This is a genomic window from Paraburkholderia caffeinilytica, assembly GCF_003368325.1.
GTDB classification, from domain to species: domain Bacteria; phylum Pseudomonadota; class Gammaproteobacteria; order Burkholderiales; family Burkholderiaceae; genus Paraburkholderia; species Paraburkholderia caffeinilytica.
In genome coordinates, this window is sequence record NZ_CP031467.1 from 3855894 (window position 1) to 3878091 (window position 22198).

A 22198-nucleotide genomic window follows, 5' to 3' on the forward strand; every position below is an offset into this window, starting at 1 on the left:
GCGCCGACGTTGCAGCGTCGGCCGCGCGGCTGACCGTCGCGGCGTCGCTTAACCGGCGAACACCGACAACCGCGTCCACACCTTGCGCACCATCGCGCGCAGTTCACTCGACACATGCAACGACCAGCCGAGGTTCGCGGCTGCCAGCACGATGGCGGCCGCAATCAGCACCGGCAGTGCGACGATCGACGCGGCGAGCACGCCCGCCACAACAAGAAACGACAGATGAGCCAGCATATTGGCGACGATCGCCAACGCATGCAGCCGCGAGAAATACAGAAACGCCGCATAGTCGAACAGCGCTTTGATCACGACGACGGTAGCGGCGCCCACGATGCCGAACGTGTGAATCGCCAGCCATAACGCACCGACGAACACCGGCAACTGAATCCAGCTCACGCGCGCGACGTCGGCGGGATTCCCCTGCGCCTGAATCAGAATGCCGAGAATGCTCGATTGACCCGCAAGCCACACGCCGACGATGAGAATGCGGCCGACCGGCGCACAGGCTGTCGCCATCGACGCGCCGAGCCAGATCGTCAGGAATGGTTCCAGCGCGAACAGCGCGACGATCACGCACGGCGTGAACGCACCGTTCAGAAACGCCAGAGCGCCGCGCGCCAGCTGATCGGCGTTTTCTCGCGACGACGCCGACAGACGCGGAAACAGTGTGCGCAGCATCGCGCCCGGCAAGATGTTCAGGCGGCTCACCAGATTTTGCGGCGTGGCATAGTACGCGACGAAGCGCGCGCCTAGCAGCGAGCCGACCAGTACGCGATCCAGCGTCTGCGAAACGATGCCGGCGCCGGAAAACAGCAGCAGCCAGCGGCCATAGCGAAACAGGTCGGCAACCGCCCGCCATTCCGGCTTGCCCACCCGCCTGAGCTTCAACGCCCGCCAGGTCGCGATGCCGAGCAGGACGGCGGCGATCAGCCGCGCGCCTACCGCAGCCGGAATCACCACCGCCAGCGAGGGCGAAAAACAGTAGATCGCCACCAGCGGCAATACCTGGAAAAGGATCGTGCCGATCGTCTGGTTGGTGTTGTAGCTGGCGAAGCGCTCGACCGCCGTGATCGCGCCGGCGAAGACCCACGACACATTCGCGAGCGGCACCGAGATCGCGATCCATGGCAGGCTCGCCATCACTTCGCGCTGGAACGCCGGCTCGATCTTCACGCCGTGTGCGATATACAGAAACGCGCCGAAGTACACGATCAGGCCGCCGACTATCCCGGTGGCGAGATTCAGCGCGCACGCGCTCCAGAAAATCCGCTCGACTGACCCGTCGTCGGCATCGCGCACTTTGGCAATCTGATTTTCGGTCGCGAGACTGATGCCCAGATCGAGCACGCTGAAGTAGCCGATCAGCGCCCACACCAGGTTGATGACGCCATACCGCTCGACGCCCATCAGATGCAGGTAAGCCGGTACGGTCGCGAGCGAGATGAAGGTCGGAACGATCGAGCCCGCGAAGTTGATCGCGATGTTCTTCAGAATGTTTTTTTCCATGGCTTTGCTTTGCAGTCAGGCCGTGCTGGGCGCTGCGGGTGGCGCGGACGCGGCACGCCTCGGCTGCGCCTTGACGAACGCGCGCCTGAGTCGTTCGGACGGCTCGTCGACGTAGCGATAGATGAGCCAGGATAGCGCGGCTACGGCGGCGATCATCAGCACAATCCACGGCATCCGCGCGGCGCGCGACAGATGCAGGCAATGTTGCAGGAAGATCGGCAGGGCCGCGCCATGGACGAGATAGACCTCATAGGACAGATTGCCGAGCGTCCGGTCGGAGCGTGTGCCCGCTCGCCGCACGGTCGCCATCGCATAGGGAACGAGTAGTAGCGCGAGCAGGCCGTTAGCCTGCGCGTTGTACTGGCTAAGCGGACCGGAAAAGCTGCCCCACAGGAAGAATTCGCGTGCGTGCGGCAGCGCGATGCAGCCGGACAGCAGCAGCGCGGCGCCCAGCAGGCTGGCCCGCGCCTGACCGCGGGCCGGGCGCCAGCCATGACGGGCCGTCAGCAGACCGCACAGGAAGAACCCGAGATAAAGCGGCAGCGTGCCGGTTGTCGGACGCAGACCGTAGATCGTGAAGAGCACCGCGAGGCCCGCAGCCGCGAAGCCGTATAGCGCGAGACGGCCTGTCGAGCGATGCGTCGTGCGATCGAGCAGCCAGATGGCGAGCGGGGCGAACAGATAGAACTGCAACTCGATATCGAGCGACCACACCGTCGGCACCACATTGGCAGGCGCGCTGAGCTGGGCATAGCCGAGCAGAACCAGATGCGATACGTAGAAATTGAGCGAAGCCGGCGACCAGTCGTTGGGCAACTGGAACGCCAGCCAGCCGAGCGGATGCACGCACAGCGCAAGCACCGCCAGTGTTGCGTAGAACGCCGGGAACAGTCGCCAGACGCGCGACACGAGGAACGTCGTGTAGGGACGGTCGAGCGACGCGTACTCGCTATGCCACATCTGATAGATCCAGTAGCCGCTCAGCGCGAAGAACAGGTAGACGGCGGCTGCGCCGAGCGCGAGTGGCAACACGTGACTGACAAAGACAGTGCACGCGAGCGCGAGACGGAATGCGCCGGGCGGCATGACCAGATTGCGTGGGTTCATCGCAAGTCCTCAAGGGGCGCTTCAGGCCGCTGTCACCGACAGCGAATGGACGAACCAGCGCGTAAAAGCTTCCGCGCCGCAGCGGTTCAGATGCAGGTAGTCGACGAACGAGGTGTCGGCGAGCGCCAGTTCCGTCTGTCCGTAGACGAATTCAATGTTGCGCGTCTGCGCGAATTTTTCGATCGGCTGCCAGAACGCCTTCAGTGTCGTGCCGAATTGCGCGCGTGCGACCGCCTCTACCGGTGTCGAGACGATGATGAAGCGCGCGCCGTCCTGCCTGATCTGCCCGGCGAGCTGGGCAAGGGCGGCATACGCGGCCGGACGCAGGCTGGAGATCGGATGGGTGCGGTACCCATAGACGCGTTCGTCGGTGAGATCGTGTTTGGCGCACGACAGCAGCACGGATCCGCCGTGATCGAAGTCGAGTGAATCGACATTGCCGGGATGGTCCCGGTCGTGCCATCCCGCCGTGACGCGGCGCGTGTAGTAGTACAGATCCGGCGACTGGATATAGGGTTCGAGCTGCGCACCGGACAGATAGCGTTCGAATGCTTGCCAGTCGATGTCTTTTTCCCAGTGATCTTCAAAATCGACATAGGTCGTCGCGAGAATCACCGTGCGGAATTTGCAGCGTTGCGACAGATGCGCGTAGAACGTCGGCAGGTCTTCGATGTTCAAGCCCCACGACGCGGCGTTGATGATGTTCGAGGCCTTCAGGCCGTGCGCCAATTGCTGGTCGTCCATGTCGTTCAGGGCAACCGACGAACCGATCACCAGCACATCGCAATTCGTCGGCATGAGCCGTTCGCGCAGCCATGCGCTCTTTTCGTTGAACGCTTCGCTTGAGGAGAGGCGTGGGGCGGGAATGCGCACGCCTGCCGCAAACGACGCGGCGATCGCTGCCACGAACAGCACGATCGGAATGCAGAAGCCGGTGAAGAAGGTGCGGGCGTTCATGATTCAGAATTGGAAGTAGAGAAATTCGGCTTTGCGGGCAAGAAACAGCAGGCAGAAGATGAACGTCACCCCGCAACCGAGCCCGCTTGCCAACGCGAGCGAACGCGCCGGACGAGCCGGCAGCGTGCCGCCGGGTTGCGCGAGACGCGCGACGATCTGCTGCGAGTTCGGACAGCCCCAGACAATGGCCGCGCTCGCGACCAGCAACAGCACACATTTCTTTGCTTCGGCGATGCCGTAGGGCTTCAGCGCGCGCCACGGTTCATCGAATTGCAGGAGCGACGCATAGTGTCCGCTCAGCTTCGCGACGAAGGGCTGCAGTTGCGCGGGCAACACGATGCCGTGCAAACCGGTCATGCCGGCGAGCACATCGAAGGCCGCATGAAACGACGGTGCACGGAAGAACACCCACGCAAGCATGACGGCGAGAGACGTCAGGACCGTGCTCAGCACGCGATAGCGTGTGCGCGTTTCCCACTGAACCCGCCTCTCGCCCATGGCGAAGCGCCATGCGTGGTTGATGCACAGAAACAACCCGTGCAGACCGCCCCAGATCACGAAGGTCCAGTTCGCGCCGTGCCACAGACCGCCGAGCAGCATCGTGATCATCAGGTTCAGATAGCGGTACGCGGCGCCGTCGCGGTTGCCGCCGAGCGGAATGTACAGGTAGTCGCGCAGGAAACGCGATAGCGTCATATGCCAGCGCCGCCAGAATTCGACGATATTGGCCGATTTGTAGGGCGAATTGAAATTGAGCGGCAAGACGATATTAAACATTCGCGAGATGCCGATCGCCATGTCCGTGTAGCCGGAAAAATCGAAGTAAAGCTGAAACGTGTAGGCGAGCGCGCCGGTCCAGGCGGCGAACAGATTCAGCGGGACACCATGGTGGGCCGCATCGAAAACCGGCGATACGTAGGGGCTCAGGTTATCGGCGAGCAGGATTTTTTTCGCGAGGCCGATCGTCAGAAACAGCACGCCGGTGGCGACGTTGGCGGGTACGATCCGGTAGCAGTCGCGATTTGCGAACTGCGGCATCATTTCCTTGTGATGCAGCACCGGTCCCGCGATCAGATGCGGAAAATACGTGACGAATAGTGTGTAGTGGACGAAGTTGAATTCGGTCGCGATGCCGCGGTATGCATCGACGAGAAACGCAATCTGCGTGAACGTGAAGAACGAAATGCCTAGCGGCAGCACGATATCCAGTGCGCTGAGATGCACGCCCACGGTCTGGTCGACGGTGGCGATGAAGAAGTTGCTGTACTTGTAGAGCGCCAGCACGCTGAGATTGCACGCGATCGCCAGCGCGAGCAGCCGCTTGCCGCCCTGAGTATGGTGGCATCGCGACAGTTCGCGGCCGGCCAGATAGTTGCCGCTGACCGAAAGCATCAATAGCAGGACGAAATGCGGATTCCACCAGCCATAGAAGAACAGCGACGCGAGCGCAAGCCAGCCGGCGGCGAGTAAGCGGCTGTAACGCCCGATCGCAAAGAAAACGACCAGGACGATGGGCAGGAAGGCGAACAGAAATTCGAAGCTGTTGAAGAGCATGTTCGACTCGCACTCGGTGACTGGGCCACGGCTCGCGGCACGGTGGACGTTGCCCCAGATGGTGCGCCAAGACAGGCTTTGAATGTGTGCGCGTGCGTACAGATGAGCGTGGCCCACGGGGGTTTAATGAGCATCGTGCACGGCGACACGGGTTGCGTGATCGCAGGCAAAGCAAAAAAAGAAGCCGGTCCGCGCTCAGGCGAGTGCGGGTGTCAGGCCTGGCCATCTGCGAGGGTAGGCAATGAAACCTGTCGTCTTTGACGACTGCTTTGGCTGGCTGCATCCTGCGCCGGGCGAGAGCGGCGTCGTGCTGTGCAATCCGTTTGGATACGATGCGCTGTGTACGCATCGTGGCTGGCGCAAGCTCGCCGAGCGAATTGCCGCGGCGGGCATGCCGGTGCTACGTTTCGACTATCCGGGCGCGGGCGATTCGGCTGGCGTGGAAGAGGATCCGCAGCGCGTGAGCGCGTGGCTCGACAGCATCGTCGCCGCCATCGGACGGCTGCGCGAATGGACTGGCGTGACGCGCGTGTCGCTGGTCGGTCTGCGGTTCGGCGCGACGCTGGCGGCGCTGGCGGCCGAGCGGATGGGCGGCATCGATAACCTCGTCTTGCTGGCGCCGCCGATCATGGGACGCAACTATCTGCGTGAGCTGCGCGCGCATCGGCAAAGCTGGCTCAGCACGCCCGCAGGCATGAACGGCGACGCGATCGCCGACCCCGATACCTATGTCGAGGCGTTCGGCTTCGGGCTATACGGCGACGACATTGCCCGAATCGGCGCGCTCGATCTGCGACGCGATACGGCGAGGCCCGCTCGCCGAGTACTACTGCTCGATTCGAGCGACCGCAACCGCGCGCAGGCGTTGGCAGAACACTATGTGGCCAATGGCGTGACGGTGGAACGTCACAGCTTCGACGAGTGCGACCGCTTTGTGATCGAAGCGTTGTATAGCGAAGAACCGGTCGAGGCGTTTTCGCGTGCCACTGCGTGGCTGGCTGAAGAGCTGCCGGTTGACCATGCAAGCGCCCGTGCGGACATCGACACGCCGGAACCAGGCAACCCCGAATCACCCGAACTCGCGCTCGCGCCTTATCACGCCGTCGAGCGGCCGGTGGTGTTCGGAAAGTGTTTTGGCATCTATTGCGAACCCATTGCGCCGCGCACCGAGGTGCCGCGCGCCGACACACCCGCGATGCTGTTTTTCAACACCGGCGCGAGTCATCACATCGGCGACGGCCGCATCTTCGTGCTGTTCGCGAGGCGTCTGGCAGCACTCGGCATCGCGTCGCTGCGCATGGACCTGAGCGGTCTCGGCGACGCCGTGCCGGCTGCCGCGGCCGTCACGCTCGACACGATCTATTCCGACATGTCGTGCAATGACGCGTGCGCCGGCGCCGACTGGCTCGTCGCGCACGGTCACGCGCGCGTCGTCACGTTCGGCGTGTGCGGGGGCGCGTTTGTCGGGTTGCATGCGTGCGCGCGTCATCCAGACATCGTCGGCGGTTTTGGCGTGAATCTGCAGAAATTCATCTGGGACGGTGCAGCGCGCGAGCCGGGCGCCCATCAGTTCGCGTCGTCGAAAGTCTATTGGCGTTCAGCGCTGACGCGCGAAAAATGGTTGCGCGCGCTGCGCGGTCAAAGCCATCCGTTGCGCATTGCGGGCGTGCTCGGAAAACGGGTCGCGCGATCCTGCTGGCTAGCCGCGACCGGCTGGATCGAACACCTTACCGGCTGGCCGCTTACCACCAACGAAGTGCGCGATATCGTGCGCACGCTTCACGCCAAAGGGGTGCATCTGCGGCTCGTTTACGGCGAGTTCGACGTCGGGCTCGACGAGGCGCGCGTGCAGTTCGGCGCACGGCTAGGCGCATTGCTGCGCTATTCGCGCGTGCGCGCTGTCACGTTGCCGAAGCTCGATCACGCGCTCTTCACGCGCCCTGCGCGCGAAGCGGCGATGGCCGATGCCGAACGATGGCTGTTTTCAGAGGTGATCCAGGCGGCAGTTCCCGCAGGCGCCGAAATCGATACCACCGGCGCAACGACGCCGGTGCTTTTCCCGAGTCAGTCCGCCAGCTCGCCGGCTGGCGGAACAACGAGTTCCCGCCCCCCGGCACACTCATACCTCGACGGAGTACGTCCGTGAATACACAGTCACTGTCCGAGTTGGACCGCATCAACCGCACGGCGTGGAATTCGCCGGATGCGACGCGCGAATTCACTACCGAAAAGACTTTCTCCGATAGAGGCGAGCAGGCAGCGCTCGAATGGCTGAGGCCGCGTTGCGCGGGTCTGCCGTTGCTCGATATCGGCATCGGCGCGGGCCGCACGATTCCGCTGATGACGTCGCTTTCGAACGACTACACCGGCGTCGACTACACGCCCAAGCTGCTGGACATGGCGAAGTCGCGCTATCCCGATCTGGACTTGCGGCATATGGATGCGCGCGACATGTCCGCGCTGCCGTCCGGGCATTACGGGCTGGTCGAGTTCAGCTGGAACGGCATCGATTGCGTCGACTACGACGACCGCGTGAAGATTCTCAGCGAGATGTACCGCGTGTTGCGTCCCGGCGGCTACGTGCTGTTCTCATCGCATAACCGGGGCGGTCCTGGCTATGGCGAGAACATCTGGCAACTGCTGCCGGAATTCACCCTCAACCCGCTCAAGCTCGGCTGGCGCACGCTGCGCTCGTTGCGGCGCTTTCAGCTCGGCACGCTGAACTATATGCGCAACATACGGCTGAATCGCGACTACGGCAGCTACGCACTGAAGACAGCGGCGGCGCACAACTTCGGCATTGTGATCGTCTATACGACGCTCGCCGAACAGCGCCGGCAGCTCGCCGAGGTCGGCTTTCAGCGCGATGTGGTGTTCGGCAGTTGCGATGGCGACCTGATCGCCGACGACGTGGAAACGAGCAACGCGTGGTGGTTTCACTTCATCGCGCACAAACCGTTTGCCGAACGACGTTTCGACTGACTGCCGGCGAGAGCCGAAAGGGTCGATCGGAACATAAAGAAATCAGGTTGAACACGAACGGGAAGCGGACATGAATCGCATCGTTGAACCAGGCAATCCGCTCGCGTCGATTGCGGGCGTCACCGGAGAGGCCACACGTTTGTCCGTCCAGCCGGTGATTCTCGCGGGCGGTTCCGGCACGCGGCTCTGGCCGTTGTCGCGCGCGCGCAATCCGAAACAGCTGATCGGGCTGATGGGCGACGAATCGCTGCTCGAAGCAACGCTGCGCCGGCTTGACCTTGCGTTCGCCCATGCCGCGGGTAGCGAGATCACGGCTGAGATGCCCACAGTCACGCCGCTGAGCATGGCCACGCCGCTCGTGGTCTGCTGCGAGGACCTGCGTCTGCAAACGCTCGAGCGCCTCGAACAGTGCCGCCGGCCGGTGCGAATGGTGCTCGAGCCGGTGCCGCGCAATACCGCGCCGGCGCTGACCGTCGCGGCATTGGCCGCGCGCGCGGCAGCCGCGGACGGCGACGATCCGGTCATCGTCGCATTGCCGGCGGACCATCTGATTGCCGATCATGCGGCTCTCGGCGCGGCGCTTGTGGAAGCGGTCTGTCACGCCGGGCGTGGGGCGATCGTGACACTGGGCGTGCCGCCGCAGCGCGCGGAAACCGGCTACGGTTATATCCGCACGGGTATGGCGCTCGGCGAGCACGGGGCGCGTGCGATCGAACGCTTCGTCGAGAAACCCGATGCGGATCTCGCCGAACGCTATGTCGCCTCCGGCGAGTACTGGTGGAACAGCGGTATGTTCGTGGTGCGCGCGTCGGTCTGGCTTGCGGCCATCGAGCTATGCGGGCCCGCGATCGCGGCGGCTTGCGCGGCGGCTTTCGAGCATGCCGCCGTGGATGGCGACGGCACGCTGCGGCTCGCGCGTGAAGCATTCGCGGCGTGTCCTTCCGACTCGATCGACTACGCCGTGATGGAGCGTGTCGCCACCGACGCGCGCCTGATCGGCGTCGCGGTGCCGCTGGTCGCGGGCTGGTCGGACGTGGGCGCATGGGATTCGGTATGGGCAGCGTCCGATAAGGACGCTTGCGGCAACGTCGCGCGTGGCCGCGTGATGTTCGAGGGCTCGGCCGACAGTTTCGCGCATTCCGAGGGGCGCCTCGTCGCGTGTGTCGGCGTGAGCGGCGTGGTGGTGGTCGAGACCGCCGACGCGGTGCTGGTCGCCTCGAAAGATCGCGTACAGGACGTCAAGGCGATCGTCAGCCGCCTGAAGGCGGAGCAGGGCGCGGAGGCGCAGGAGCATCGCAAGGTCGGCCGGCCGTGGGGCTTTTACGACTCGCTCGAGCGCGGGGAGCGCTTCCAGGTGAAGCGCATCGTCGTCAAGCCGGGCGGGCGTCTGTCGCTGCAGATGCATCACCATCGCGCGGAACACTGGATCGTGGTGCGCGGCACCGCACGCGTCACGCGCGGCGACGAGTGCTTCCTGCTCTCGGAGAATCAGTCGACGTATATCCCGCTCGGCGTCACGCACCGGCTCGAAAATCCGGGCAAGACGCCGCTTGAAATGATCGAGGTGCAATCAGGCGGCTATCTCGGCGAAGACGACATCGTGCGCTTCGACGATCAATACGGCCGTGATCAGGAGAGCGGCCATGCAGGCACGGGTACTTCACACTGACGCACCGCAGGCGGCGCGTGCCGCGAGCTTGCAGGACCCCGTGGCCCGCAGCGCGGGCGGCGCGCCCGGTTCAGGCACAGCCTGCCCGGACACGGCCGCCGTGAACGCGGCCGGCTCAAGCGCAGCGGACCCGAACGTGTCGAGCTTCGACGAGCGCCGTTTCCGCCATGCGCTGGGCCGTTTCGCCACCGGCGTCGTGGTGATTTCGACCGGCAGTGGCGACGGGATGCATGCGATGACCGCGAATGCCTTCATGTCGGGGTCGCTCAAGCCGCCGCTGATCGTCGTGTCGGTCGGGCACCGCGCGCGCATGCACGAGCGTCTGATGAACAGCGCGAGGTTCGGCGTGAGCGTGTTGTCCGACGCCCAGGAACCCCATAGCCGCCATTTCGCCGGCGAGCCGCAGGGCCGGCTCGCGCCGCGCTTCGCGCCGGTGGACGGCTTGCCGGACGTGGTGCTGCTCGAGCACGCCGCGGCCCGGTTCGCGGCGCGCATGGTGGACCGGCATCCGTGCGGCGACCACACGCTCTTTGTCGGCGAAGTGCTGGTGTTCTCGCTCGACGAACACGCGCCGCTGATCTTCTTCGGGGGGCGCTATGCGTCGGTAGCCGGGCCGCTCGAGGCGCCGGTGACAACACCGGCCGGAACGCCGGTCACGATCAGCCCGCCACTGAAGCGGTGAGCGCCGCTTTTCCTTTCAATTTGCCCGCGTTTCCCGCCTTCAACCACCACCGACAACCGGCGTCTGAAGCGCCGCGTCGTTGCGCCGGTGTTTTTGCACCTGTCCAGAGCCGCCCAGGGAGTGAGCAGGGGGTGAGGATCAGACAATTCGATTCCCTACGTGCGTCTTCGCACTATGCAAATTTCGCAACGCAGGCACGCTTGTGACGCAAGCTTATGGCCCGTCAAAACATGCGGCGTTACACGGACGAAACAATTCTTCAGAGGGATAACCCTCTCAGGACGTTTCCCAACTGGCGCAACCGTTTCGAAGCTAGCAACGTATCGTAAAAGAACAACGACACCTATATAAAACGACACATCAGGGCTGCTTGATCAACAGGCTACGCGGGGGCAAACACCGCTTCGGGGAGAGTGTCAACATGGAACAGGCAAACAAGGATCGATCGCTGGTCAGCAAAGTCATGGACGGACTCGTGACCGGCATTGTCGAAGAGAAGTACGGCGCCATCCTGCCGCCACAGGATGTGCTGTCGAAGGAGTTCGACGTCAGCCGCACCGTCATGCGCGAGGCGCTGTCGATGCTGCTCGCGCGCGACATGCTGGACGTGCGGCCCAAGATCGGCACGCGCATCCGGCCGATGAGCGATTGGCGCATGATCGACGAGGACGTCGTGAACTGGCGTTTTCGCGCGAAACCCGATCCGCTGTTTCTGCGCGACGTGATCGAGTTTCGCATCCTGATCGAACCGCGCGCCTCGGCGCAGGCGGCCGCGCGGGGTAGTGCGGCCGACGTCGCGGCGATTCGCGAGGCGTTCGACGCGTTTCGCGTGATCCGGCCGGGCGAGTCCGGTTATCAGGCCGCCGACGAACTGTTCCATGCGCGCATCGTGGTGGCGAGCGGCAATCAGTTCTTCAAGCAGATGGCGGCGATCATTCGCGGCGCGCTCTCGACGGTCAACCCGATCGTCAATCAGAAGGATGGCGCGTGGGAGAAGGCGGTGAGCACGCATCAGCGCGTGGTCGACGCGATCGAACGGCGCGATCCGAAGGAAGCCGAAATCGCCTCGCTGGCGATGATCGACTACACCGCGGAAGAGGTCGCCAGCAACTACACGTCGGAACCGCCCGTGCGGGGCTGAATGCGGCCGCGGCGGCGGCCGCTGAAAATGCCTTCCCGCAGGGACCTTGCATAACGAACGGCGCGACAGCATGCCTGCGCATGCGCACGCGGCTTGCGTCACAATAGCGGCCTGTTCTGAACTGCACGGACTCGAAGGAACGATGACAATTGCCATGCAACAAGCCCCGGCGGGCGGCGTGATTCGCTGGGGGATCGTCGGGACGGGCCGCATTGCCCGTCGCTTCGCTCTTGGACTCGCTCATGTGCCGCAGGCGCAACTGACCGCGCTGTGGTCACGCCGCGCCGAACCGGCCATGGCCTTCGCCGACGAGTTCGGCGGCGAGGTGTGCGCGAGTTTCGACGCGCTGCTCGCGAGCGGGATCGACGCGCTTTATGTCGCCACCGTCCAGGATAGCCACGCCGACTACACGATCGCCGCGCTCAAAGCCGGTCTGCACGTGCTGTGCGAAAAACCCGCCACCATCAACAAGCCGCAACTCGAGCGTGTACTCGAGGCCGCGCGCGCCGGGCAACGGCTTTTCATGGAAGCCATGAAGCCGCCGTTTTATCCGCTCTACAGAAAGTTGCGCGCGCATCTGGATGCCGAGCCGATCGGCGAGGTGGGTCTCGTGCGCGCCGGCTGTTCGGTGCCGGGCGTGCCGGACGATCATCCGTCGCTGTCGTTCGAGCACGCGGGCGGCGCGCTGCTCGATATCGGTGTCTACGAAATGTTTCTCGCGGTCGACTGGCTCGGTGCGCCGCGTGAGGTACAGACGCTCGGGCGGCTCGGCTCGACCGGCGTCGATACGTTCGCGAGCCTGAACAGCCGGCATGAGCGCGGCATTGCCCAGCTGTTTTGCGGACTCGACCTGCACGGCAAGGGCGACGCATTGCTGATGGCCACGGGCGGCCATGTCACGCTTCACGAGCCCTGGTGGAATCCGGTGCGCGCGACGATCCGGTACGCCGACGGTCGTGTGGTCGAGCTCGACGAGCCGTTCGAAGGCGGCGGCCTGAACTACGAGACCGCGCATTTCTGCGAGCTGATTCGGGCGGGACAGATCGAGAGCCCGCTGATGACGCATGGCAAGTCGCTGCAGATGATCGAGATGGCCGATGCCGCACGCGCTGCGTTGGGACTTAAGTTCGCGGGAGAGTGAGGGTTCGCTGAGGGCGATTGCGATCGATTGCGAGCGATTGGGGGCGCCGCTGGATGCGGCGCGCCCAGTGAGGTGTGTCAATGACGCGCCGGCAGCGCAAGGCGCTTTTCGTACCAGTGCTGCACCCACTCGAGCACCTGGCACAGCACCCAGTAGACCGCGGCGGCCGCGAGGTACAGCGGCAGCGGCTGATAGGTCGACGCGATGATCTCCTGCGCGCTGCGCAGCAGCTCGGTCACGGTAATCACCGACACCAGCGACGTATCCTTGATCAGGCTGATCAAGCTGTTCGACAGGCTCGGCACGGCGATGCGCAAGGCCTGCGGCGCGATCACGTAGCGCAGCGTCTGACGCCGCGAGAGCCCCAGGCTATAGGCGGCCAGCCACTGGCCGTTGGGAATGCCGAGAATCGCGCCGCGCATGCTTTCCGACAGATACGCCGCCACGTTCGCCGACAACGCGATCACACCGGCGGGCGTGGGGTCGAGCGAAATGCCGAGACTCGGCAAGCCGTAGTAGATCACGAAGATCTGCACCAGCAGCGGCGTGCCGCGGAACACGCTCACATAGACGCGCGCGATCCAGTTCAGCGCGCGGTTGTGGCTGACGCCCATCACCGCGAGCACGGCGCCGGCAATCAGGCCGAAGATCATCGACAGAACCGCGAACTTGACCGTCAGGACGGCGCCCTGTGCGAGCACGGGAAGCGATTGGACGAGCAGGGAAGTGGTGGACATGAGCGGTGGGCAGGGTTGGCGCACAAAGTGCACATGGGCGCGCATCATGGACAAAAGCGAAGGGCGGCATCGCCGACGATGCCGCCCTTCGCTTCATCCGGCGCGCGTTACTTGACCGGCTTGCTGACGTCGATGCCGAACCACTGGTCCGAGATCTTCGAGAACGTGCCGTCTGCTTCGAGCTGGGTCATCGCGTCGTCGATCGCCTTGGCGAACTTCGGATTGCCCTTCCTGAACGGAATGCCCGACGGGTTGCCCGCACCGACCGTCGCGCCCGTGCGCAACGGCAACTGCGAGTTCTTCATCAGATACGCGAGCATCAGGCGGTCGTTCAGCGCCGCGTCCAGACGGCCGGCGGCGAGGTCGCGCAGGTATTCCGGCGCGCCCGGGTACGTCTTCACGTCGATGCCCGGCACCGACTTCGCCATGTCCATGTAGTTCGTGCCCAGACCGACGCCGAGCTTCTTGCCCTTCAGGTCGTCGAGCGATTTGAACTGGCGCGTGTCGTCCTTACGCTGGATCAGTTGCGCGGCCGAGTACGTGTAGGCCGGTGAGAAATCCAGCGCCTGCTTGCGTGCGTCGGTAATGCCGACCTGGTTGACGATCACGTCGAACTTGCCCGCTTGCAGACCGGCGATGATGCCACTCCATTCGGTCGTGACGAATTCCGGCTTCACGCCGAGCCTGGCGGCGACAGCCTTGGCGATGTCCACGTCGTAGCCGACCAGTTCGCCCGACGGCGCCTTCGAATTGAACGGCGGGAAGGTGCCTTCCAGGCCGACACGCAACGTGCCGCGTTGCTTGACCTGGTCGAGCAGATCGTCCGCGTGGGCGGTGACAGCAGTAAACGACGCGCCGATCAGGCCGGCGACGAGCATCTTTTTCAGCAAGCCAAATTTCATCGAGTTCCTTTTTGTTCGTCTGGCGTTTTAGCAGACGAAAGCATAACAAAACAGACTATCGAAACCTAAATACCGTTTGTTTATGTCTATATTACGGGGGCGGAGCGAGCGTGGCGGTGCGTTAGCCGGGGGTGCGGCCGGCTCGGACCAGGCGCGGATTGGGCATGAACCCGACGCTGGCGCCGACGCAAGCCGCCGGCTTTCCGGAAGACTGCCGCCTAGCGCAGCGCCTGCGCGCATTCGGCCACCAGCGCCGGTCCGCGATAGATGAAGCCGGTATAGAGCTGCACCAGCGAGGCGCCGGCCGCGAGCTTGGCGCGCGCATCCTCGCCCGAGAAAATTCCACCGACGCCGATGATCGGCACCGTCTCGCCGACCTCGGCGCGCAGCTTGCGGATCACTTCGTTCGACGCGTCGAATACCGGCTTGCCCGACAGGCCGCCGGCTTCGTCGCCGTATTGCATGCCGGCGACGGCGGTGCGCGACAGCGTGGTGTTGGTGGCGATCACGCCTTCGAACTTGTGGCGCAACAGCGTATCGGCGATCGATTTGATCTGTTCGTCGTCGAGATCCGGGGCGATCTTCAGGGCGAGCGGCACCAGCTTGCCGTGCATGTCGGCCAGACGCTGCTGCTTGTCCTTGAGCGCCGCGAGCAGCGCGTCGAGTTCGCCCGCGCCTTGCAGCTGGCGCAGGTTCTTCGTGTTCGGCGACGAGATGTTGACCGTCACGTAGCTCGCGAACGGGTACACGCGTTCGAGGCAGTAGAGATAGTCTTCGGCGGCGCGCTCGATCGGCGTGTCGGCGTTCTTGCCGATGTTGAGTCCGAGAATGCCGCGATAGCGCGCGGCCTGCACGTTCTTGACGAACTGGTCGACGCCGGCATTGTTGAAGCCCATCCGGTTGATCACGGCATTCGCCTGCGGCAGGCGGAACATGCGCGGGCGCGGATTGCCCGGCTGCGCGCGCGGCGTGACCGTGCCCACTTCGATGAAGCCGAAGCCGAGCGCCGCCAGACCGTCGATGCAGGCGCCGTCCTTGTCGAGCCCCGCGGCGAGCCCGACCGGGTTGCGGAACGTCAGCCCCATCACGGTGCGCGGCGCATCCGGCACGCGTGGCGCGAGCGCGCCGGCGAGGCCGGTGCGGCCGGCCGCGCCGAGGAGGCGCAAAGTCAGGTGGTGAGCATCTTCCGCGTCCATGCGAAAGAGTTGGGCGCGTACGAGCGGGTAGAGGGAACTGAACACGGGGCGAAGCCGGGCGGCCGGAAAATGGGAACCCGCCATTTTACCGGCTTTGGGGCATGAATGAGACTAACGGGTAGAGACGTGAAGGCGTGGGACGTGTAGGCCAGCCATATCGAACAGGGCCGGTGCGCCGCAGAAGTGCGCCGATGCGGGCAGGGCTTATCGGGTGTGGCCTCGCGTGCCGGTGTGGCCGACCTGGCGCTGGCCTCAAACCGTTACGGCCGCAGCGGCCCGCGCCTGCCCTGAATCGCGAGATCGACCGGCGGTAAATCGATGCTGGCGGGATCGAGCACTTTCCAGGCGCCGTCGATCAAACCTTCGAGCGGCCGGAAATTCGCCTTGTACGCCATCTTCGGACTCTCGCGAATCCAGTAGCCGAGGTACACGTACGGCAGCTTGAGGCTCTTCGCCTGTTCGATCTGCCAGTAGATGTTGTAGGTGCCGAAGCTGGTGTGCGGCAGGCCCGGCTCGAAGAACGTGTACACCGACGAGAGCCCGTCGCCGAGGATGTCGATCATGCTGATCATGCGCAGAATGCCGGGCGCCGCCGGATGGTCCGGCAGCGGCTCGCGGAACTCGACCAGCCGCGAGTTGATCCGGCTCTGCAGCAGGAACTGTTCGTACTGGTCGCGGCTGTCGCGGTCCATGCCGCCGCCGGCATGCCGTGCCGATTGATAGCGCATATAGAGCGCGTAGTGCTCTTCGTCGTAGTGCAGTGGGGCGACTGTTGCGATCAGCTCGCCATGCTTCTTCCACACCCGGCGTTGCGTGCGGTTCGCCTCGAAACGATCGACCGGCACGCGCACCGGCACGCAGGCGCGGCAGCCATCGCAATACGGGCGGTAGGTGAAGACGCCGGAACGACGGAAGCCGGCTTTGACGAGGTCGGTGTAGACGTCGGAGTTGATCAGGTGACTGGGCGTGGCGACTTGCGAACGCGCGATGCGTCCATCCAGATAACTGCAGGGATAGGGCGCCGTTGCATAAAATTGCAGCGCGGAAAGCGGAGAAAGAGGCAGCTCGTTGGGATGAGTCACGTTGGCAGCTCTCGATGCGTCTCTGGTATTGCAAACCCGGCGCCTTGCGGTTTGAAACCCGCGGCTCGTGATCCGCGGCTCGGTAGGCGGCGGATCCGGATTCGGCCTGATTCTTCCTACGCCGCCGGCGCGACAACATTGCGCAAGACGGTCTTGTCGAAACGCCAGGGAATCGGCGGCGCATCGACAGACGCGCGAACGTGCGCGATGAACGCTTTGCGCGCGATCTCGCGACCGCCCAGCGACGCCAGATGCGACGTGTTCTGCTGGCAGTCTATCATTTCTATTTCGTGACAGCGCAAGTGTCCGACAAGCGCGGCCAGCGCCACTTTCGAAGCATCGGTGACCTCCGCGAACATCGATTCGCCGAAGAACATCCGGCCGAACGACACCCCGTACAAACCGCCCACGCGCCTGCCTTCGAACCAGGTTTCGATGCTGTGCGCGTCGCCCACGCGGTGCAGCGACGAATAAGCTTCGACCACGTCCGCGGTGATCCACGTGCCACGCTGGCCACGCCGCGGCGCCTGCGCGCAGGCACGCATCACGGCGGCGAAATCATGGTCGACGCGGACTTCCCACGCGTCCTCGCGCAACACGCGCCTGAGCGTCTTGCGCAGCGACGGCGACAGCTTGAATTCGGCGGGGCGCAGGATCATACGCGGGTCGGGACTCCACCACAGCACCGGCTGGCCGTCCGAGTACCACGGGAAGATGCCGCGCCGATAGGCGTCGATCAGCCGCGACGGCAGCAGGTCCGCACTGGCGGCGAGCAGGCCGGGTGCGCCGCTTGCCGCGCCGAGCGCGCGCTCGACGGAGGGAAACGGATCGTCAGGTCCGAGCCAGGGAACCATGCGCGCCGCTCAACCTTCGCGCAGCGAGCGGAAGATGTCGCCCGTGTGCAGCCCGAAGCTGCCGGCGGCGCGGTCGGCGAAAAAGAAACGCAGGGTCTGGCCGACCGTCGGAAAGGCGATCTCGTCCCACGGAATGTCGTGTTCCTCGAAGAGTTTCACTTCGAGGCTTTCCTCGCCGGCGGCGATGTCGAGGTCGAGCAGCCGCGCCATATAGAAAAGATGCACCTGATGCACGTGCGGCACGTTCAGCAGCGAGAACAGGTTCTGCACCTCGACGCGCGCGCCGGCTTCTTCCAGCGTTTCGCGCGAAGCCGCTTCGGCGGTGGTTTCGCCCATTTCCATGAAGCCTGCCGGCAGCGTCCAGTAACCGTAGCGCGGTTCGATCGCGCGACGGCACAACAGCACTTTGTCGTCCCAGACCGGGACGGTGCCGACCACGTTGCGCGGATTCTGATAATGCACCGTGCCGCAACTTCCACATACGAAGCGCTCGCGGTTGTCACCCGGCGGAATGCTCAGGCTGACGCCGTGGCCGCAGACAGAACAGAATTTCATAGGAAGGGGACGAGAAAGGGTGATAGGAGTTTATCACTGGGGCGCGTCTTGTCGGGATCGGAGCATGGCGGTGGCGCCAGTCGGCGCAGGGTGGGGATGTTCGGCGGGCCAGGCCGCACTGCCGCGCGTGCCTGTCACTATGGTTCAAGAAGGATGTGGATCTGTTTGGAGTCCGGATCAACGGGCGCGAGTGAGGGCGCGCTCGGGCCGCGACGGTGCTGAGCGTGGTTCACGCTTGCCAACGATTCGGAGGCTAGTCCGGCAACGAACAGAGGTGCGGGAAAGATGCGTGCAATCGGGCACGCAGAACGCGCTCAACCGCGAGGCGGGGAACGGGAGACAGAAAACAAAAAAGGCCTGCCGGTTGGGCAAGCCTTCAAGTTTTTCGACGTTTCGAACCGCTTTAGCCACTTAAGCGCTACTTGGTTGCGGGGGTAGGATTTGAACCTACGACCTTCGGGTTATGAGCCCGACGAGCTGCCAGACTGCTCCACCCCGCGTCCGTCGAAGAAAAGATTATAGAACAAAGCCGAGGCCAAAGCAATAGCTAGTTAAGGAACGGTTTCAATAGGATCCGATAGGTTGCAATGCGGGTTCTCCAATACGGGTTCCAATACGCGCGCGCCGATGCGATGCGAACTCCGAAGCGCACCGGCCTCCGAAGTCGCGGTGTGAATTGCCGGCGTCGCATGCCGGAATGCCCGCTTGGCGTGCTGCGCTAGAATCCAGGTTCTCTTCGCGCGCCGGCATGCATGGTCAACGGCCTGCGCTTCACCTCTTACCTTGCTCTGAACTCCATGGATATCGCTCACGATCTACAGGTGATTGCCGCTCAGGAACAAGCGCTGGTGTTCCCGCAATTCGATACCGACCGCGCATGGCAGATCGGCGCCTATCTGCACGAGGTCGCCAAGGCGCGCGGCATTGCCGCGGCCATCGACGTGCGCACCTTCGGTCAACCACTGTTCTTCAGCTTGCTCGAGGGAGCGACGCCGGACAACGTCGACTGGGCGCGCCGCAAGGGCAACACGGTCGCGCATTTCCGGCGCAGTTCGTACGCGATCGGTTTGAAGATGCAGCAGGCGGGCAGCACGCTCGCCGACAAGCACGGCTTGCCGGTCACGGAATATGCGTCCCATGGCGGCGCGTTTCCGCTGACGGTGGCGGGCGCCGGCGTGATCGGCACGATCACGGTGTCCGGTTTGCCGCAACGCGCCGATCATGAACTGGTGGTGGAAGCGCTGTGCGCTCACCTCGGCCACGACTACAGCAAGCTCGCGCTTGCAAAGGCCTGAGGCGATGCGGATGCCTCCCTATGCGCTGCTCGCCATTGCGATCGTTGCCGAAGTCATCGCGACCTCCGCCATGCGAGCCTCGGAAGGTTTTTCGCGGCTATTGCCCGCAGCGGTCGTGGTGATCGGCTACGGCATCGCGTTCTACTGCCTGTCGCTCACGCTGAAGACTATTCCGGTGGGCATCGTCTACGCGGTGTGGTCCGGCGCCGGCATCGTGCTGATCACGCTGGTCGCGGTCGTCATGTACCGGCAGGTGCCTGACGTGCCGGCCGTCATCGGGCTCGGGCTGATCATTGCCGGCGTCGCCGTGCTGAACATGTTCTCGAAGATGCAGGCGCACTGAACGTACGCCGAGCGTTACTTGCAGCGCACGATCATCGAACGGTTTTTCACGTTGGCCGAGACGACGTTTGTGACGCTGCCGCCCGCGGCGCCGCCTTCGTCGTTGTCTTTCGACACGATGTCGTAGCCGGTTGCGCCACATGCCTTGCCGGCCTGCACGTAGCAGGAGGCCCAACTGGACGCGGCGTCGGCGCCGCTGCAGTTCACCGCGAAGCCGGTCTGGCCGTTCGGCAGATTGATCAGCGAGGTGGTGTTCGACGATGCGCAGCCGCCGAGACCCGCGCCGAGCAGCACGGCGGCGGGCAGGGCGACAGACAGGGACGCCCTGCGGACCAGAGCAAGCGCGGCGCCGCTGGGTTGGAAGCGGCCGGAGCGGCGCAGTTGCGTCATGAAATGCATCGTGATGGTTCCTTTCAAATAGATATCGAGACTTCTCGCCACGCACACCGCACGTGTGCCCACAAGGCTAGGACGTTTCGATCGTGATGCCTGCCGCGCTGACCAGTTGACGGCTTTCCGCGCCGCTTTCGGTCGCAGCGTCTTCCCAGATGCTGATGGCCTTCGGAATGTCGATCCCGTGACTTTCGGCGTAAGCAAACCAGGTGTTTGCCGCATCCGGTTCAGGCAGTTCGTGGTTCTGCAGAAAATATTTTCCCATATTGCGCTCGCTGTCCTCGAAAAGGCGTCCCTGCGTCAGTACGGATCTTCCTGGTGAACCCGTTCGACAGAAGCAGCCGGCGCAAGTGCAATCCGGTGTATCGACCGGCATGCGGCGCTTACCGGTGCGGGGCGCGCGACCTTGATCGGGCGGCTGAGGGAGGCTGGACCGCGGTCCGGCCGCGCGAGTACCATAGCGGGCATGTCCGGGGGCGGCCGGTTCTCCCCGGTGCCCGTTTTCCGCCGGATACTTCTGATGAGGCGACCATGGAAATTCGGTTTCCCGCGGACGCGCCCGCTTACCGCGACTCCAATCTGACGGTTGTCTTTCCCGCGCTAGTCGACGGCGAACCGGTGCCGTGCGCGATTTCGGTCGAAGCGCTCGAGGATCACTTCGGCGCGTACACCGAGGATCTCGAAGGCTGGATGCGAGCGTTCGACGCCGGGCGTCCGCACATCGAGGCGGTGGCGCGCGAGCATTTGCAGATCAGCAACGGCACGCCTGTCCTGCTCAAGAGCGGCCACTTTCCGCCTGGCAACGTGGCGGGCTGATCCGGTTCACTCGCTGATGCACGAATAACTCGGCTCAACGGGTTCACTCGCACGTGTACGAACAGCGCGTCTCAGCCGGTTCACTCGCGCATGCACGAGCAGCCTGCGTCAAACCCGCTGGCTTTTGAAAGCCGTCCGCAATCAGGCGGTTTTCGCGGCGTCCCGGCGCGTGTCCGTATTCGCCGCTACCGCCGCGCGCGCGGCGTCGAACGCATGCCGGATACCGTCTTCATACGAGGTCTTGGCGATCGGGCCGATCAGCCGTGTCAGCGCGGAGTCGTCAAGCACAACCGGCTCGGTCATCAGGTAGTTCATCTCCACCAGTTCCCGCATCAGCGGATTGAAAAGGCCTAGCAGGCGCAGCAGCGTCTTGCCGGCCACCATCAGCTTCGGCTCGCGGCCCGCCAGCGCAAAGGCCTGTCTTGCCACCTCGCGCTGCGTGATCGTGCCCGTGCCGGCCAGATGCCACCAGCGACCGTACGCGTCGGGCGTGCGCGTGAGTTTCTCGACCACCGGTCCGATATCGGGCAGGTAGATGAATTCATGCGGCACGTCGATCGGCCCGATCACCTGCGCGCGCTTGCCGTGCGCCGCGGCCTCGAATATGCCGTTGATCAGACTGCGTTCGATACAGTGACCGTAGAAATCCGGCAGGCGCAGCACGAGTGTCGACAGGCGGGTCGACCCGCTCGCGCGCCCGTGCGCCGCGAGCACCCGTTTTTCCTGTTCGAGCCGCATCTTGCCTTTGAACGTATGGGGCTCGCGCGGATGATTTTCGCTGATCGGATTGCCGCGCGCGCGGCCGTACGGATACACGGTGCCGATCAGAATGAAGCGTTCGACGCCCGCCGCCGTCACGCCGTCGAGGGTTCTTGCCATGAGCGGCGGATGCGCGGCGAACTGGTCGTAGGGCACGCCCACCAGATAGATCACCGTCTGCAACCCGGCCGCCGCGGCGCTGATCGAATCCGGATCGTCCGGATTCCACGTGACGATTTCCGCATGCGGGTCGTGGCCGAAGGCCGCCTCGAGCGGCGCGCGCGAACGGCCGACCACCCGGTAGTCGCGGCCCGCCGCGCTCAGCGCCGCCCCGATGATCTGGCCGGCCGCGCCCGCGGCACCGAATAAACCCACTTTCCCAATGGCTTGCATGAACGACTCCTGAAAACGGCGCCGCGTCGCGCCTGATGGAAGTTGTCTGATCGATGAGAATTTAGTGAACACCGTTCAGTAAACAGTGTTCAGTTTAATTTGACTTTTCAGTTTGTCAACCCGAAAATGTTC

General features: G+C 64.2%; 22 protein-coding genes and 1 tRNA gene. 9 read left to right on the forward strand and 14 right to left on the reverse strand.

Annotated elements, in window-relative coordinates; genetic code table 11:
- Window positions 1–48: 48 nt before the first annotated feature.
- From DSC91_RS33460 to DSC91_RS33475, 4 genes are read right to left on the reverse strand one after another with little or no spacing between them, the layout of a single operon-like run.
- The gene (locus tag DSC91_RS33460) at window positions 49–1509 is read right to left on the reverse strand and encodes a flippase (protein WP_115782775.1); all 1461 of its coding nucleotides are present in this window, start codon (window positions 1507–1509) and stop codon (window positions 49–51) included.
- Window positions 1510–1524: 15 nt separating this feature from the next.
- Entirely contained in the window at window positions 1525–2616 is a 1092-nt protein-coding gene (locus DSC91_RS33465; protein WP_115782776.1) for an acyltransferase family protein, read from the reverse strand.
- 21 nt (window positions 2617–2637) lie between these two features.
- Window positions 2638–3573 (reverse strand): hypothetical protein, encoded by a 936-nt coding sequence (locus tag DSC91_RS33470; protein WP_115782777.1) that lies wholly within the window; start codon window positions 3571–3573, stop codon window positions 2638–2640.
- Between the two features lie 3 nt (window positions 3574–3576).
- Complete coding sequence (locus DSC91_RS33475; protein ID WP_115782778.1) at window positions 3577–5127, reverse strand: MBOAT family O-acyltransferase; 1551 nt, start codon at window positions 5125–5127, stop codon at window positions 3577–3579.
- 241 nt (window positions 5128–5368) lie between these two features.
- Between DSC91_RS33475 and DSC91_RS38420 the strand changes: the two genes are divergently transcribed.
- From DSC91_RS38420 to DSC91_RS33505, 6 genes are all read left to right on the forward strand, one after another.
- Window positions 5369–7273, forward strand: coding sequence for an alpha/beta hydrolase family protein (locus tag DSC91_RS38420; protein ID WP_115782779.1), 1905 nt, complete (start codon window positions 5369–5371; stop codon window positions 7271–7273).
- The gene (locus DSC91_RS33485; protein WP_229758100.1) at window positions 7270–8109 is read left to right on the forward strand and encodes a class I SAM-dependent methyltransferase; all 840 of its coding nucleotides are present in this window, start codon (window positions 7270–7272) and stop codon (window positions 8107–8109) included. Before DSC91_RS38420 ends, DSC91_RS33485 begins: the two co-directional genes overlap by 4 nt.
- A 70-nt stretch (window positions 8110–8179) precedes the next feature.
- Window positions 8180–9778 carry a mannose-1-phosphate guanylyltransferase/mannose-6-phosphate isomerase gene (locus tag DSC91_RS33490; RefSeq protein WP_115782781.1) on the forward strand — a complete coding sequence of 533 codons (1599 nt, stop codon included), beginning with the start codon at window positions 8180–8182 and terminating at the stop codon, window positions 9776–9778.
- Window positions 9753–10460, forward strand: a complete 708-nt coding sequence (locus DSC91_RS33495) for a flavin reductase family protein (RefSeq protein WP_229758099.1) — start codon at window positions 9753–9755, stop codon at window positions 10458–10460. The genes DSC91_RS33490 and DSC91_RS33495 overlap by 26 nt, the downstream gene beginning before the upstream one ends.
- A gap of 421 nt (window positions 10461–10881) precedes the next feature.
- Window positions 10882–11601 (forward strand): FadR/GntR family transcriptional regulator, encoded by a 720-nt coding sequence (locus DSC91_RS33500; protein ID WP_115782782.1) that lies wholly within the window; start codon window positions 10882–10884, stop codon window positions 11599–11601.
- A gap of 154 nt (window positions 11602–11755) precedes the next feature.
- Complete coding sequence (locus DSC91_RS33505) at window positions 11756–12742, forward strand: Gfo/Idh/MocA family protein (RefSeq protein ID WP_175171805.1); 987 nt, start codon at window positions 11756–11758, stop codon at window positions 12740–12742.
- A gap of 77 nt (window positions 12743–12819) precedes the next feature.
- Here the strand turns inward: DSC91_RS33505 and DSC91_RS33510 are convergent, their stop codons facing one another.
- The 7 genes from DSC91_RS33510 to DSC91_RS33540 all read right to left on the reverse strand — a co-directional run bounded on the left by DSC91_RS33510 (window position 12820) and on the right by DSC91_RS33540 (window position 18568).
- Entirely contained in the window at window positions 12820–13479 is a 660-nt protein-coding gene (locus DSC91_RS33510; RefSeq protein WP_115782784.1) for an amino acid ABC transporter permease, read from the reverse strand.
- A 107-nt stretch (window positions 13480–13586) separates the two neighbouring features.
- Window positions 13587–14381, reverse strand: coding sequence for a cystine ABC transporter substrate-binding protein (locus DSC91_RS33515; RefSeq protein ID WP_115782785.1), 795 nt, complete (start codon window positions 14379–14381; stop codon window positions 13587–13589).
- Window positions 14382–14599: 218 nt separating this feature from the next.
- A complete protein-coding gene (locus tag DSC91_RS33520) occupies window positions 14600–15577 on the reverse strand; it encodes a quinone-dependent dihydroorotate dehydrogenase (RefSeq protein ID WP_229758129.1) in 978 nt (325 codons plus the stop codon).
- A gap of 260 nt (window positions 15578–15837) precedes the next feature.
- Entirely contained in the window at window positions 15838–16659 is an 822-nt protein-coding gene (locus DSC91_RS33525; protein WP_115782787.1) for an arginyltransferase, read from the reverse strand.
- A gap of 116 nt (window positions 16660–16775) precedes the next feature.
- Window positions 16776–17513, reverse strand: a complete 738-nt coding sequence (aat, locus tag DSC91_RS33530) for a leucyl/phenylalanyl-tRNA--protein transferase (protein WP_115782788.1) — start codon at window positions 17511–17513, stop codon at window positions 16776–16778.
- A gap of 9 nt (window positions 17514–17522) precedes the next feature.
- Complete coding sequence (locus DSC91_RS33535; RefSeq protein WP_115782789.1) at window positions 17523–18068, reverse strand: NUDIX hydrolase; 546 nt, start codon at window positions 18066–18068, stop codon at window positions 17523–17525.
- A 423-nt stretch (window positions 18069–18491) separates the two neighbouring features.
- A tRNA-Met gene (locus tag DSC91_RS33540) sits at window positions 18492–18568 on the reverse strand.
- 297 nt (window positions 18569–18865) lie between these two features.
- Here DSC91_RS33540 and DSC91_RS33545 point away from each other — a divergent pair.
- A complete protein-coding gene (locus tag DSC91_RS33545) occupies window positions 18866–19363 on the forward strand; it encodes a heme-degrading domain-containing protein (protein WP_115783601.1) in 498 nt (165 codons plus the stop codon).
- A 10-nt stretch (window positions 19364–19373) separates the two neighbouring features.
- Complete coding sequence (locus DSC91_RS33550) at window positions 19374–19706, forward strand: DMT family transporter (RefSeq protein WP_373291812.1); 333 nt, start codon at window positions 19374–19376, stop codon at window positions 19704–19706.
- A 14-nt stretch (window positions 19707–19720) separates the two neighbouring features.
- Here DSC91_RS33550 and DSC91_RS33555 read toward each other — a convergent pair whose 3' ends face one another.
- Window positions 19721–20104: a hypothetical protein gene (locus DSC91_RS33555; protein ID WP_115782791.1), complete on the reverse strand. Its 384-nt coding sequence runs from the start codon at window positions 20102–20104 to the stop codon at window positions 19721–19723.
- A 67-nt stretch (window positions 20105–20171) separates the two neighbouring features.
- Entirely contained in the window at window positions 20172–20363 is a 192-nt protein-coding gene (locus DSC91_RS33560) for a hypothetical protein (RefSeq protein WP_115782792.1), read from the reverse strand.
- A 266-nt stretch (window positions 20364–20629) separates the two neighbouring features.
- On the opposite strand from DSC91_RS33560, the gene DSC91_RS33565 reads away from it, so the two are divergent.
- Window positions 20630–20914, forward strand: coding sequence for a DUF1488 family protein (locus DSC91_RS33565; protein ID WP_115782793.1), 285 nt, complete (start codon window positions 20630–20632; stop codon window positions 20912–20914).
- A gap of 141 nt (window positions 20915–21055) precedes the next feature.
- Here DSC91_RS33565 and DSC91_RS33570 read toward each other — a convergent pair whose 3' ends face one another.
- Window positions 21056–22066, reverse strand: coding sequence for an NAD-dependent epimerase/dehydratase family protein (locus DSC91_RS33570; RefSeq protein WP_115782794.1), 1011 nt, complete (start codon window positions 22064–22066; stop codon window positions 21056–21058).
- Between the last annotated feature and the right edge of the window lie 132 nt (window positions 22067–22198).

Coding starts and splice junctions, on each gene's coding strand:
- DSC91_RS33460 (WP_115782775.1), bottom strand. CDS start 1,509: ATGGAAAAAAACATTCTGAAGAACATCGCGATCAACTTCGCGGGCTCG.
- DSC91_RS33465 (WP_115782776.1), bottom strand. CDS start 2,616: ATGAACCCACGCAATCTGGTCATGCCGCCCGGCGCATTCCGTCTCGCG.
- DSC91_RS33470 (WP_115782777.1), bottom strand. CDS start 3,573: ATGAACGCCCGCACCTTCTTCACCGGCTTCTGCATTCCGATCGTGCTG.
- DSC91_RS33475 (WP_115782778.1), bottom strand. CDS start 5,127: ATGCTCTTCAACAGCTTCGAATTTCTGTTCGCCTTCCTGCCCATCGTC.
- DSC91_RS38420 (WP_115782779.1), top strand. CDS start 5,369: ATGAAACCTGTCGTCTTTGACGACTGCTTTGGCTGGCTGCATCCTGCG.
- DSC91_RS33490 (WP_115782781.1), top strand. CDS start 8,180: ATGAATCGCATCGTTGAACCAGGCAATCCGCTCGCGTCGATTGCGGGC.
- DSC91_RS33495 (WP_229758099.1), top strand. CDS start 9,753: ATGCAGGCACGGGTACTTCACACTGACGCACCGCAGGCGGCGCGTGCC.
- DSC91_RS33500 (WP_115782782.1), top strand. CDS start 10,882: ATGGAACAGGCAAACAAGGATCGATCGCTGGTCAGCAAAGTCATGGAC.
- DSC91_RS33505 (WP_175171805.1), top strand. CDS start 11,756: ATGCAACAAGCCCCGGCGGGCGGCGTGATTCGCTGGGGGATCGTCGGG.
- DSC91_RS33510 (WP_115782784.1), bottom strand. CDS start 13,479: ATGTCCACCACTTCCCTGCTCGTCCAATCGCTTCCCGTGCTCGCACAG.
- DSC91_RS33515 (WP_115782785.1), bottom strand. CDS start 14,381: ATGAAATTTGGCTTGCTGAAAAAGATGCTCGTCGCCGGCCTGATCGGC.
- DSC91_RS33520 (WP_229758129.1), bottom strand. CDS start 15,577: ATGGACGCGGAAGATGCTCACCACCTGACTTTGCGCCTCCTCGGCGCG.
- aat (WP_115782788.1), bottom strand. CDS start 17,513: ATGGTTCCCTGGCTCGGACCTGACGATCCGTTTCCCTCCGTCGAGCGC.
- DSC91_RS33535 (WP_115782789.1), bottom strand. CDS start 18,068: ATGAAATTCTGTTCTGTCTGCGGCCACGGCGTCAGCCTGAGCATTCCG.
- DSC91_RS33545 (WP_115783601.1), top strand. CDS start 18,866: ATGGATATCGCTCACGATCTACAGGTGATTGCCGCTCAGGAACAAGCG.
- DSC91_RS33550 (WP_373291812.1), top strand. CDS start 19,374: ATGCCTCCCTATGCGCTGCTCGCCATTGCGATCGTTGCCGAAGTCATC.
- DSC91_RS33555 (WP_115782791.1), bottom strand. CDS start 20,104: ATGCATTTCATGACGCAACTGCGCCGCTCCGGCCGCTTCCAACCCAGC.
- DSC91_RS33560 (WP_115782792.1), bottom strand. CDS start 20,363: ATGGGAAAATATTTTCTGCAGAACCACGAACTGCCTGAACCGGATGCG.
- DSC91_RS33565 (WP_115782793.1), top strand. CDS start 20,630: ATGGAAATTCGGTTTCCCGCGGACGCGCCCGCTTACCGCGACTCCAAT.
- DSC91_RS33570 (WP_115782794.1), bottom strand. CDS start 22,066: ATGCAAGCCATTGGGAAAGTGGGTTTATTCGGTGCCGCGGGCGCGGCC.